At 38.6% G+C, this 13338-nt stretch carries 11 protein-coding genes and 1 other RNA gene; 5 read left to right on the top strand and 7 right to left on the bottom strand.

Annotation, left to right across the window (positions count from 1 at the left end):
- The first annotated feature begins 97 nt into the window (after nt 1–97).
- From V7K53_RS26145 to pstS, 3 genes are all read left to right on the top strand, one after another.
- Complete coding sequence (locus V7K53_RS26145; protein WP_335200429.1) at nt 98–838, top strand: cytochrome c biogenesis protein CcdA; 741 nt, start codon at nt 98–100, stop codon at nt 836–838.
- Between the two features lie 30 nt (nt 839–868).
- Nucleotides 869–2266: a cytochrome c biogenesis protein gene (locus tag V7K53_RS26140; RefSeq protein ID WP_335200428.1), complete on the top strand. Its 1398-nt coding sequence runs from the start codon at nt 869–871 to the stop codon at nt 2264–2266.
- Nucleotides 2267–2514: 248 nt separating this feature from the next.
- Entirely contained in the window at nt 2515–3594 is a 1080-nt protein-coding gene (pstS, locus tag V7K53_RS26135; protein ID WP_335200427.1) for a phosphate ABC transporter substrate-binding protein PstS, read from the top strand.
- Nucleotides 3595–3631: 37 nt separating this feature from the next.
- Here the strand turns inward: pstS and queF are convergent, their stop codons facing one another.
- The 5 genes from queF to V7K53_RS26110 form a co-directional block, all read right to left on the bottom strand.
- Nucleotides 3632–4012 (bottom strand): preQ(1) synthase, encoded by a 381-nt coding sequence (queF, locus tag V7K53_RS26130; protein WP_194046690.1) that lies wholly within the window; start codon nt 4010–4012, stop codon nt 3632–3634.
- Nucleotides 4013–4105: 93 nt separating this feature from the next.
- Nucleotides 4106–4507 (bottom strand): hypothetical protein, encoded by a 402-nt coding sequence (locus V7K53_RS26125; RefSeq protein WP_334701037.1) that lies wholly within the window; start codon nt 4505–4507, stop codon nt 4106–4108.
- 156 nt (nt 4508–4663) lie between these two features.
- On the bottom strand, nt 4664–5050 hold the full coding sequence (locus V7K53_RS26120; protein ID WP_289795595.1) for a phasin family protein: 387 nt from the start codon (nt 5048–5050) through the stop codon (nt 4664–4666).
- Between the two features lie 25 nt (nt 5051–5075).
- Nucleotides 5076–5172: signal recognition particle sRNA small type (gene ffs, locus V7K53_RS26115), an RNA gene on the bottom strand.
- Between the two features lie 37 nt (nt 5173–5209).
- Nucleotides 5210–5476, bottom strand: coding sequence for a YciI family protein (locus V7K53_RS26110; protein WP_289795594.1), 267 nt, complete (start codon nt 5474–5476; stop codon nt 5210–5212).
- 468 nt (nt 5477–5944) lie between these two features.
- Here V7K53_RS26110 and V7K53_RS26105 point away from each other — a divergent pair, with 468 nt between their 5' ends.
- On the top strand, nt 5945–6088 hold the full coding sequence (locus tag V7K53_RS26105) for a hypothetical protein (protein WP_335200426.1): 144 nt from the start codon (nt 5945–5947) through the stop codon (nt 6086–6088).
- Between the two features lie 78 nt (nt 6089–6166).
- Entirely contained in the window at nt 6167–6583 is a 417-nt protein-coding gene (locus tag V7K53_RS26100; RefSeq protein WP_335200425.1) for a (2Fe-2S) ferredoxin domain-containing protein, read from the top strand.
- 147 nt (nt 6584–6730) lie between these two features.
- Here the strand turns inward: V7K53_RS26100 and V7K53_RS26095 are convergent, their stop codons facing one another.
- Entirely contained in the window at nt 6731–7393 is a 663-nt protein-coding gene (locus tag V7K53_RS26095; RefSeq protein WP_335200424.1) for a nuclear transport factor 2 family protein, read from the bottom strand.
- Nucleotides 7394–7824: 431 nt separating this feature from the next.
- A complete protein-coding gene (locus tag V7K53_RS26090; RefSeq protein WP_335200423.1) occupies nt 7825–13251 on the bottom strand; it encodes a trifunctional serine/threonine-protein kinase/ATP-binding protein/sensor histidine kinase in 5427 nt (1808 codons plus the stop codon).
- Nucleotides 13252–13338 lie beyond the last annotated feature (87 nt).

Here is a 13338-nt window from a genome sequence, read left to right as displayed (position 1 = left end):
ATGATATTAGGTTCGGATAATTTGGTTATCCTGACTCAAAAAGCAAAACTAAGCTACAATTCAAGCAGAGTAAGCATTTCCCGCTCAGAGACTTCCCATGTTTGATAACCTGCAAACCCAAATTTACCAATTAGAACAATTTGCCAACAGCCTCGTTTCTAACCAACTAACACACCTTAGCGTGGTAAGCGTTGGTATCATCTTTGCCGCTGGTTTGCTCACCAGTCTCACACCTTGTATGCTTTCGATGTTACCCATTACCATTGGTTACATCGGCGGTTATGAAGCCAAAAGCCGCCTGCAAGCAGCTGCCCAATCAACTTGGTTTGCTTTAGGTTTAGCAACTACACTTGCAGGGTTAGGGATTATAGCAGGTTTAGTTGGAAAAGTCTACGGTCAAGTGGGAATTGGTTTGCCGATTATCGTCAGCATTATCGCCATTCTCATGGGGCTGAACTTATTAGAAGCACTGCCTTTACAATTTCCATCCTTGGGTGAAACCAATTGGATTTCGCCAGATTTGCCAGCAGGATTGCGTTCTTATTTGCTGGGGCTGACTTTTGGTTTAGTCGCATCCCCTTGTAGCACGCCTGTTTTAGCGAGTTTGCTGGGTTGGATTGCCAATACACAAGACTTAATTTTAGGTGCTGTTTTACTACTTTCTTATACAGCCGGTTATGTAGCACCATTGATTTTGGCGGGTACTTTTACAGCTTCAATTAAAAAATTACTAGAATTGCGTCGCTGGTCTGGTTGGATTAACCCAGTTAGTGGGGCACTATTGGTAGGATTCGGTGTATTTTCCTTAATTTCTCGAATTCCCCTTGGCAGTTTTTAATATCAATACCTTTGTTAAATTTTACACCTAATGACTTTAGAAGATTCAGCGTCCAAAGAATTAAAATGGTGGGCGATACCTGGGCAGTTCTTACGCCAAGAGCTTTTGCCCGTACTGACTAACTTACGATTAGCGATCGCACTACTGCTATTGATTGCAATCTTTAGCTCTACCGGTACTGTCATTGAGCAAGGTCAGTCACCCGCATTTTACCAAGCCAACTACCCAGAACATCCAGCTTTATTTGGTTTCTTAACTTGGAAGGTAATTCAAGTAGTTGGATTAGACCACGTATATCGTACCTGGTGGTTTCTGGCATTACTCATCTTATTTGGCACTAGCTTAACTGCTTGTTCTTTTACCCGTCAGTTACCAGCCTTAAAAGCTGCCCAGCGCTGGAAATATTATGAAGAACCACGACAATTTCAAAAATTAGCTTTAAGTGCAGAACTAGATACTGGTTCCCTAAATTCTCTCGGCGAAATATTACAGAAACACCGCTATAAAATTTTTCCAAATCGAGAAAAAGAAAATCTCCTTTACGCCCGCAAAGGAATAGTTGGACGCATCGGCCCAATTATCGTTCATATTGGCATCGTAGGTATTTTGTTAGGGGGAATTTGGGGAGCAATGACTGGGTTTCTGGCTCAGGAAATGGTTGCCAGCGGCGATACATTTCAAGTGACAAATATTGTCGATGCTGGGCCTCTAGCAGCAAAAATCCCGAAAGATTGGTCTGTGCGTGTCAATCGTTTTTGGATTGATTACACTCCATCTGGTGGCATCAATCAATTTTATTCAGATATGTCTGTCTTGAATAATCAGGGAAAGGAAGTTGACCATAAGAAGATTTTTGTCAACGAGCCTCTGCGCTATCATGGCATAACTTTCTATCAAACTGATTGGGGAATTGCAGGTGTTCGCGTCCAATTTAATAACAGCCCGATTTTTCAGCTACCAATGGCGCAATTGAACACCAATGGTAACGGACGCATTTGGGGAACCTGGGTTCCGACTAAACCAGATTTGAGTGAGGGTGTCTCCCTTTTGGCGAAAGACTTGCAAGGGATGGTATTAATTTATGATGCCACTGGCAAACTTGTTGATACAGTTCGCGCGGGGATGTTCACCGAAGTTAATGGTGTGAAGCTGAAAATTTTGGATGTCATTGGTAGCACCGGCTTACAAATTAAAGCCGATCCAGGCATTCCAATTGTTTACACAGGGTTTGGTTTGCTCATGCTGGGTGTGGTGATGAGTTACTTTTCCCACTCGCAAATATGGGCATTACAAAAAGGCGATCGCTTGTATGTAGGTGGCAAAACTAATCGCGCCCAAGTTGCTTTTGAACAAGAAGTTTTAGAGATTTTAGATCGGCTGAGTTCACAGCCAAAAGGCGAGGAGAAAGAGGCAGCGATTGAAGTTTAAACGCAGGGGGGCGCATTCGCATTAGCGTTCGCGCAGCGTCTCGTAGAGAAGCGGTAGCGACGTTAGGAGCGTCAGCGTCTCGCAGAGAAGGAAATCGCAGAGGAACGCAGAGGATTACTTTGCGTTCCTCTGCGTTAACCTCTGCATCCCTCTGCGTTTCAAAGTTATTTACAATTAATTACGCCCATACGCCTACAAACATTGAAATTACTAGAGGTATTTATTAAACATTGAAACAAAAAATTTCTATGTCTGCCAAACTTCAATCTCAGGGACGGGTTTGCCTTCTACCTTTAATCGCTATCTTGTTAAGTATTGCTTCTTGCGCTGCCGAGCAAAAAAACATAAAGCGTGTTTCCCTTGTCGGTACTGGGGCAAGTTTTCCCGCACCTTTGTATGAACGTTGGCTTTCAGATTACAACCAGCAAAATCCTAATATAGAAATTAACTATCAAGCTATAGGAAGCAGTGCTGGAGTGCAACAGCTCATCGACGGTACTGTAGATTTTGCAGCTAGTGATGTGGGAATTACAAAGGAACAAGCAGCTAAGATAAAACGGGGAGTAATTGCTTTGCCAATAACTGCTGGTTCTATAGTATTAGCTTATAACCTTACACCATCTGTACGGCAGTCGCCTCAAGTGAATGTGCCACCTGCTCTTAGGCTACCACGCCAAGTTTACGTAGATATCTTTCTCGGAAAAATTACGAATTGGAATCATCCTAGAATAGCCGCAGCTAATCCAGGTGTAAGTTTGCCAGATTTACCAATTCAAGTTGTACACCGAACTGATGGTAGTGGAACTACAAGTGTGTTCACGCAACACCTAAGCGCCATCAGTCCAGAATGGAAAAGCAAAATTGGGGCTGGTAAATCGATAGCATGGCAAGTGGGAGTTGGTGGAAAGGGTAACGAAGGTGTTACCGCCCTGATTCAACAGATACCAGGAGCTATTGGCTATGTAGAATACATTTACGCCAAACAAAATAAGCTTCCTGTGGCTGCTTTAGAAAATAAATCTGGTAATTATATTACGCCTACACCAGAATCTGTAGCACAAACTTTAGAAGCAGTAAAATTACCAGGTGATAACTTGATTGCTTTTATCACCGATCCTACAGGTGCCCAGTCTTATCCCATTGTCACTTACAGCTGGCTTTTAACTTATCACCAATATCCCAACCGAGTTAAAGCTCAAGCACTGAAAAACTTTGTGAATTGGGCTGTGATTGACGGGCAAAAATCTAGTTTGGAACTTGGGTATATTCCTTTATCAAAAAAAGTTGTGCTTCAAGTGCAATCTGCCGTGAAGAAAATTGCTGAATGAAGCCGGTTAATGCCATCTGCGCTCATCAGTAATGATGTTACTTTTGGTGACGCACTTCAACTACAGTATGTACATTACCGCGAGGCGTGAAATCTGCTTTCACCGTGACTTCTAACGGATCGCAAGCAGCCACAAAATCATCCAAAATTTGATTGGCAGATTCTTCGTGGGAAATGTAGCGATCGCGGTAACTATTAATATAAAGTTTGAGCGCCTTCAATTCCACTACCCGTTCATCAGGCACATAGCTAACATAAATTGTCGCAAAGTCAGGATAGCCGGAAAATGGACATTTACAAGTAAATTCCGGCAAAGTAATGTTAATGTCATATCGCCTCCCCACACGCGGATTCGGAAAAGTAATTAGTTTACCTTCCGCAATGTCGCGTTCGCCATACTTCATTTCTTGGTTTGTCATTTGTCATTTGTCATTTGTCATTAGTTATTCTACTTATCTTTACGTCCTTTTATTAATTTTGTAGCTTGTTAACTCCTAACTCCTAACTCCCCCTTAATACTCTTCCTTCTCCCAGTCTGGACAATTCTCATCTTCACAACCGTGGGGATGCATAGCACAAACTAACAAATTACCACCATAAACTTGACCGTGGTAATGACTACAACCGATACAGGCAGGATTTTTTTCAGATGTAGGTTCAACTGAATAAGGAAAACCCGGATCTACATCTGCTACCATGTCTTCCAGTTCCCAGTAAGCTTCTAACATCGGTTCAGCCAAATCCTGTAGATACTGATCGACTTCAGTAACAATATTATTATGTACTTGCTCGGTGACTTCTTCCGTTAGCTCAAAAAATGCGTCTACCACTTCACTCATTCCCAGGAAGAAGCGCTCTACTTCATCAGCCACTGTTTCGACGATTTCTACTAAATCTTTTTGCCACTGTTCCATAAACTTGACACCTTTGCAGGCTATAAACAGGACGCTTTGTGTTATCTGGCTTGAAGCACTAAGATACACACTAGGCAATGTATCTTATCAAGTTTTTATCCGAAGTGTCATGTCAAAATGCCACTTATTACTGATATTTTGCTCAAAGAATGCTTTTTACCGATCGCGTTGCAATCGTTTTAACTCGTCTTGCAGCTTTAGCACTTCATCGCGCAATTTATCTACATTCTCATCATTTGACGCCTCTTTGACTGTTGGCTCTTCATCTTCCTCTAAAATTTCAATGCGGCGAGGTTGAGAAGGGGGCGTTTCTGGTGAAGTTTCAACAGATGGTTGAGCTTGTTGGGCTTGCTTCATCATGTCCTCAACGAAGCGGCGGGCTTCTTCTGTGTTCATTTCGCCCTTTGCCACCATTTCATCTGCCAGTTTTTGGACTTGCGATCGCACTTCGGCTAATTTTCCCCCTGCTTTCTCACCCGCGTAAGAAGCTAATCCAACACCGAGGTAAAAAGCTTTTTGAACAATATCTCCAAAACCAGGCATGGTTGCTGACCGCTCCTAAAAATAGGGCGACCCGGAGACTACGCCTACCACAAGCCTCCCGTGTTGCTGCTACCTTCCGGTTCTGACAAGATTTGGGTGTTGCGATCGCATAGATCCAGGTCTTCAATAAGCATAACATTAAAAGTCAGTAAGTGTGTGTCATTCCATAACAATTCGCCATTCATAAAGCTGATAGTTGACGCAGCCGTGTTTTACCAAGGGGTCATCAGCCACAATTGCTTCCGCTTCCTCCTTTGAGGCTGCCTCAAACAGTAACATTCCGCCTCTTTGCTCCACCCAATAGCCTGTTCGCGCTTTGTGTCCTTTAGTAATCAATTCCCGAATGTAGGCTTTGTGGGCAGGTACATATTGGTCAAAGGTAGGTTTATCGACTTTCCCTTCTTCAATTTTTACAAACCACGGCATTGGCTTCTTAACTCCAGTTACAACAGACAGTCTGCTTTAGTTTATGACTGTTTTTGAGTAGCATTTGAGCGGTATTCCGATCAAAAATCTGGGCACTCGGACTCGACTACGTTTGGATGGCAGTAGAAACGCAAAACTGTCTCGACGGTATCCCCAATCCATAGCGCTACCTTGTCTGGCGATATTCCGTTGCTAATTGCCCAGCAAGTTACAGCTTTCCATTTGGAACTAATGCAGCAGGCGCTCTTGCCTATGATGAAGTGCGTAGTGATTTGTTAGGAAAGGCAACAACTTTAAACGCTGACGCAACCGTAAATTTCAAACCTGAGTACTTGGCATGATAATAGTCCCCTCAGAACTGTTGCAGGTAAGCATCACTATGGGGGGTCACATTCCCTACCCTCCGTAGATGAATGCCGGGAAATAATAGCCGAAGTTTCTCGCGTTGATTATTTGATTGAAAGTTTTTTGAATTTTCAAATTGATGCTGACGATTACCTTGATGGTATCAATGATATTGAAATGCTAGATACGGATGATTACATTGAGGATTTAAATCTGTGGCTACCGTCAGTGATGCTAATCGTCTACCAACGACTTGGCATAGACTAGCATTTCTTGGGCGATCTACTAGAACAGACTAAACAGGAAATTTACACTATCTTGTCAGAGAAATAGATGGGGTAGTCCATGAAAAAATTCTTACAGCGTATTAAAGCATTACTCAAACGTATCCTCAAGAGGTCTGCATCCAATTCTCAGCAACTATCGCCTCTAATAAATACTCGATTAGAAACTTCTATTCCAACTGTTTCTCCCCGATGGGAATCTGGTTTAGTGCTTGTGTGTTCGCAATGTGCAAACGAGCGGTTAGGCTCAACGACTTCTGAAGATTTAGAGAATTGGTTGAAATCTCGTTTAAAATTTGAGGGATTATGGGGTGATTTTCGGGTGGTTAGCACCAGTTGTTTGGGAGTTTGTCCCCGGATGGGCATTACTGTAGTGATTGTAAGTAATGGAAGTCACGGTAATAGTCCATGCTTAATTGTAAATCCTCAAAGCGATCGCGAACTTCTCTATTCATATATCAAGCAGAATAAAGATTGACTGCAAAGGTTGTTTATCTTGCACTATATTTTACTCAAGTGGCAAATAAAAAAGGGGTGAATATTTGAATTCACCCCTTTTTCCAGGTCATAAGGGAAGTAAAGAATACTTATCCAACCCGTATTCGTGTTATTCCAATCTAAAGAATTATTCTTTTATACGAGGTATATTTGGTCTTACAAAGGTGGCTGAGGAATTAGTGCTTCGGGCATTAGTGCTTGAAGAAGCAGTAGTTGGCGAACTTAGATTCAAGAAATCAATGAGTTTAAGGGTACGATTACGAATTTTCCAGCGCCCATTTCTGTTAACGACTTGATCTTCATAAGTGCCATTAGCGACATCAATGCTGGTTTCCGAGCGTTTATGAGTCGCATGGAGGTAAGAAGTCATCGTTGCTTGATTATTTTGAACTGAAATGTTTATTGTACCCATCAAGTGTTGAGTAGCTGTATAACCATTTCCTTGAAATACTGAATAGACAAAATCTGCCCAAGAATCTGTCCCATAATTTGTTTGAGTTGCCCCATCAGGAAAAATGGCAGTGAGAACTGAATCTTGAGTAAAACAATCCCGATAAATATTCTTTCCTTCTTGGAGATTTCCTCTACCAATAGCGTCAGTTCCCAGAGCATAACAGGATGTTAATTTTTGAATTTCTAGTTCTGCGTTAGGTTGAGTTGCACTTGCTAGTTCAAACTTACCTCCAACAAACAGCACAAGAGTGACTGCAAGCACAATCAAACTTATACGATTTAACAAGAACGAAATAGCCTTTGAAACTATTCCCCCATTTTCTCTTCTTTTTTCCACAAGATGACTTCCTTAATTATTTACGATTTTCGCATCTTGTACTTTCCCATAAACTAAAGTTTAGGCTATTAGTTTTTAGCTTATGAAAACTGGCAATATGCTTGCATTTTGGCTAGCAATTATGTTTTATATCCGCTAGAAAAGCTATTTTCTAGTAAATAACAAAGCTAGTATGTACAAGATTTGATGTATACAATTAGTTATAACAGTTAATTAATAAGATACAAGTGTTAATTGTGACTAAGTTTGTGTTGATTTGATTAAGTAATAAAGTTACTACTTACATAGTTTGATTAACGGCAAAATGAATTAAAGTTTACCAATTTTCAGAAATTAAATAGAATTACTATAGCAATTCTGAAAGATTCGTGATAAACGTCTCAACTCCTTTGAAAATTCGAGAATCTGCGGCTAAAACTATCAAAATTCACTTATTCTCCTAAAATGGGAATAGAAATTATAAATTGTGTCCCTTCTCCCAAAACTGATTCACAAGTCAAATTTCCACCATGATTTTCAACTATAATTTGCCGACTAATAGATAATCCTAATCCCGTACCTTTTCCTACACATTTGGTGGTAAATAAATTCTCAAAAATACAGGATTTAACTTCTTTTGTCATTCCTTTGGCATTATCTTGAATCTTAATTACTACGTTTTCATTATCTACTTGTAGATTAGTGTCAATAGTAATAATATTAGGATATGTTTGTTGAATTTCTAAAAAATCACGACCGATATTTGCTTCTTCTAAAGCATCAATTGCATTTGCAATAATATTCATAAAAACTTGATTCAATTGTCCCAAATAGCATTTTACTGATGGGATATCTGCATAATTCTTAATAATTTGAATGGCAGGACGATTATGATCGGCTTTCAGACGATGTTGTAAAATCATCAAAGTACTATCAATACCTTCATGGATATTAGCTAACACTTTAGAGGTAGTATCAGCACGAGAAAAAGTACGGAGAGAGGTACTAATATTACGAATGCGCTGTGTGCCTACCGTCATGCCGTCAATCATTTTTGGTAAATCTTTTAGCAGAAAATCTATATCTATCTCTTCAGCTTTTTCTTCAATTTCAGCGCCAGGGTTGGGGAATTTTTCTCGATACAGTTGCAGATAGTCTATTAAATCTTTAACAATATCTTTTGCTTGGGCAATACTACCTGTAATAAAACCGATGGGGTTGTTTATTTCGTGTGCTACGCCTGCAACTAAATTTCCTAGAGAAGACATTTTTTCACTTTGGATAAGTTGTAGTTGTGCCTCTTGTAAATCTTTTATCGATTGTTCTAATTCCTTAGATTTGTCTTGCGCCTTTGTGTACAAGCTGGCATTTTCTATGGCAATAGCCATTTGAGAAACTAAGACTTTTAATACTTCTACCCTTTCTAGAACAAAAGCTCCTGATGATAACTGGTTTTCTAAATAAATAATACCAGTAAGCTGTGATTGGTACATAATGGGCAAACAAAAGATTGATTTTGTTTGAGATTTTTGGATATAGATATCAAAATTAAAAGGCTCTGTAACTATTGCATCATTTAACACAATATATTGCTGAGTTCTGAGAACATAATTAATTACAGACAGCGGTAAATCTTGATAAGTTTCAACAGGAATAGAACGTAAAACCGTCACAACATCATCAGTAGCATTTCCAGAAGCTTCAATATATAGCTGATTATCTTTAAGTAGAAGTAGTGCTGCTTTTTGTGCGGCAGCATTTTCTAATAAAATTTGGATCAGCTTACCCAATAGGTTTTCTAAAACAATTTCATTAGTAATCGCTTGTGAAAACTTAATGAATGCATTAAAATCTAGAAAATCGCTCAAGCTGCTATTAGTAGTAGTGTTAGTGGTAATATGAGTGGTATCAATTTTTGAACTAGTGTTTTCTATGGTAGTAGTTTGTCCTACTAGAAAAACATACTTTGATTCTAAGTGTTTAACTTTAGCGATCGCACCCCAACGAATATAGGCATAATAGGCTTTAGTTATATAAGTTTGATGAATTAATTCTTTACCTAAAGATTGATAAAATTTTCCAGCTAACTCATAGGCTAAAGCTTCTTCTTGAAGAAAACCGTTTGCTTGAGATTTAGCAATCGAGTTTTCATAGTAGTCCATTGCTTCTAGCTTTTGACCCAAAACCTGATACCGTTCTGCCTCCACGAGATAAAATCTGTGTAAGTGATTTGTGGGAGCATGAATAGCCCAGAGTTCCATCTTTTGCTGATTAGCTTGGACTTTTTCTAGAATAGCTTGCTTCTCAGACTCTTTAGCAGTATGATATATTGCTAAGTGGGCTAAAGAATCGTAAAAATAAAACACTGGAACAACAAACAAGCCTGTAACACCACCTAAAGATTTTTCTGCGATCGCAGCATTTTCCACAGCTTTAAAATACTCCCCAAATATGTATGAGAGCATTAGCTTATTAACAAATAAGTGGTTAATTGTGTAAAGATCATTTACTTGCTGATGAATTGGCAGCATACTTTGCTCGTCGTAGGCTTCTCCAATTAAACAGTCCACATTTTCAAAACTTCCTTTCAAGTTCAGGACTGTTTGCAAATATACTGAGTTCCAAGTGAAAGCTACTTGTTGGTTGATTTTTTTCAGCGAATCACAATAAGCTATTAGTTCTTTTTCTAGAACCCAAAGTTCTTTACCCAGCCAAAATGAATGATAGGGATAAATGTAACCACAATAACCAGCATATTCTAAATCTCCAGTCTCCAAACCACTAGAATATCCTGACATTGATGATGTTAATGTCTCTCTAACATGCTCTTTCCAATGCATAACATGGGCACTAACAACCGTCAAAATCTTAGCCTTAAGTTCTTCAGCATTAAATTGTGATACCAGGCGTGAAGCTAATTTTCCAAATTTATAGCCAGAATCAATTTCTCCTTGAACTCCACAAAGAAGTAATCCATAAAGACTATAACCATAAGCAGATACAGCTGTATTCCCATAGCTTAAGGACAAATTGACCATTTTACAGACAATAATTGGCATCATTGCAGGAGCAGTTTGAAAAGCCGCGGGAAGAACTCCCATTAAGATTCTCATGGCTGCAATATTGTTAGGATCGGTCATTAATGGTAAATTAATTAAATCTGCAATGGCTTTCCCTTTCAAAGAAACAGCAATTTCATCCATACCCTGTTGAATATCAGTTGATGTTGGTTCGTCTGGAAAATTTATTCCTAATAATTGCAGAATTGATACTGCTATTTGAATAGCTTCCAATTGCTTGCTTTGAATTATAGAAGCGATAATCTGTACTTCATAGACTTTCACTTTATCTAAAAGAATTTTTGCTTCTTGCTGCACCACCTCAGCCCATTTTTGCATCTGCTCAAAATCACCACCCAGATAGGCTGCCTCTGCGGCTCCTTCATATAAACCGATGGTTAAGGTATATTCAGTTTGCCAAGCGTCTATATTTAAAAGTTCTATCCCATTTGTGAAATATTTAAGAGCAGCTTCGTAAGCTGTAGAAGCTTTAGCTTTTCGCCCGGCAATTAAATTTAATCGTGCCAATTCAGTTTTTTCAGATTGCTCTATCAGGTTAACAATACCTACGTTTAACTGATTGACAATATCAAAAATATTAGCTTCTATTTCCTCTTTAGGTATATTTTGAAGAAGCAATTGTCCAATTCTCAGGTGAGTAGATTTCTTGAGTTCTTCTGGAATTAAAGAATATGCTGCTTGTTGTACTCTGTCATGCAAGAACTTGTAACCCACCCGTGAAGTGTCAAAATTTAAATTAACCGTTTCTTCTTGATTAAAAACTAAGGGAATGCGGTAAGCTTCACTTAAAGGCAGAATTAATCCCGCTTGCAAAGCTGAGTGTAAATCATTTGCTGTTAAAGAAGGTGATTTTTCATTGACTATCGATAAAACATCCAAACTAAATCTGTCACCCACACAAGCTGCTAATTTTAAAACATCTTGGGTGAACTGTGGTAGTTTTTCAACTCGGCTGGCAACTAATTCAACTACATTCTTATCGGTAATTCCAATCGCTTGAATATCCTCTATACTCCATTGCCATTTAGCATTAGCAAAATCAAATGTTAACAGCTTTTCTTGATGAAGTGCCTGAATTAGTTGTGTTATAAAAAATGGGTTTCCACCTGTTTTGTTACAAATTAACTCAGCTAATTTAATAATTTCTTTGTTAAAGGCTCTAGTCTCTTCATTCTGTTTAACCTCTGTTTCCTGGAGAGTTTCGGCAACTAGCTGAGTTACATTATCTAAATTTAAAGGTTGTAATACAATATTATTAACAACCGTGCCACTTTTATTAATTTCTTCTATCTTTTGGATTAAAGGATGTGCTGAACTAACTTCATTATCCCTATATGCCCCAATAAATAAAAAATATTTGCTGTCTGTATCAGTTATGAGCAGTTGAATTAGATTTAAAGTGGCTGAGTCTGCCCATTGTAAATCATCTAAAAATATGACTAATGGGTGTTCTTTTTGAGTAAAAACTTGGATAAATTCTTTAAAAACATGATTGAAACGATTTTGTGATTCTGTTGCCCCAATTTGGGCAAATTCTGGCTGTGTCCCGATGATTAATTCTACTTCTGGAATTACGTCAGTAATAACTTTTCCATTTGTCCCTAAAGCTGATAATATTTTATTACGCCATATTTCTATTTTTTCATTATTCTCGGTCAGCAAATACCGCATCAAATATGCAAAGGCTTGAATTAAAGAAGCATAAGGTATATTTCGCTTTAGCTGGTCAAATTTACCAGAAATAAAGTACCCTTGTTTGCGAGTAATGGGTTTATTAACTTCATTGACGAGAACTGATTTACCAATCCCAGAATAGCCAGACACTAGCATCATTTCACTAGTTCCAGATGTAACTCGCTCAAATGCAGCTAAAAGTTCATTAACTTGTTCTTCACGACCATATAATTTTTGAGGTATTAATAACTGGCTCAATATATCCAAACGACCTGGCACAAAATCAGTGATGATTCCCCTAGTTTCTAACTGCTTGAGACATGATTCTAAATCTGCCAATAATCCTGTCGCACTTTGATATCTGTCTTCCGCATTTTTTGCCATCAACTTCATCACAATCTCAGAGATGGCAGTAGGAATTTGTGAATTAAACGATTGCGGGTTTCTCGCTTGAACTGCAATGTGACTATAAACTACTTCTAGGGGATCTTGGCTAACAAATGGTGTTTTATCAGTGAGCATTTCATATAAAGTCACACCAAGGGAATAAAAATCAGTACGATAATCAAGAATGCGATTCATTCTCCCAGTTTGTTCAGGAGACATATAGGCAAGTGTGCCTTCAACGCAGTTAGGGTTATTAAATTGGGGATTTTCCTTATTGAGACGGGAGGCTATACCAAAGTCAGCGAGTTTAACAATACCTGTTTGGGAGTTAATTATGATGTTATTAGGTTTGATATCTTTATGAATGATCTGATTATTATGCAAATAATCTAAAGCTTTAGTCAGTTGAATAGCAATCTTTAAATGGTTAATTAAGTCAAGTTTTTTTATTTGGAGCAGTTGAGATAAAGACTGACCACTAAAGTCTTCTAACAATAATCCAACACGGTTTTCAAAGGTTTCTAGACTGATAGCTTTAACTATATTGGGATGGTCTAAACCTTGCTGGATTTGATACTCATTTTTAAGGCGAGTAAAGGCTTCAAGGGTCGGATATTCATTTTTAAGCAGCTTGAGGATAACTCGCTGTTGCGTTTTTGGAGTTTGTGCTTGATAAATAATTGTTTGGATTCCTTCGTGGAGAGTCGAGTTGATTTGGTATCCAGTAAGATTTGGCATTGATTTTTGCCTATAAAGTTATAAAATTAGCATCATCCCTGTTCTATCGTGAAAGGGGTTCTAGTTTAATTATTCCCAGTACTTAGA

This window comes from Nostoc sp., from assembly GCF_036917355.1.
Classification (GTDB): Bacteria; Cyanobacteriota; Cyanobacteriia; order Cyanobacteriales; family Nostocaceae; genus Nostoc.
Note: the sequence above shows the minus strand (reverse complement) of the source record. Positions and strands in the feature narration are given on the sequence as shown.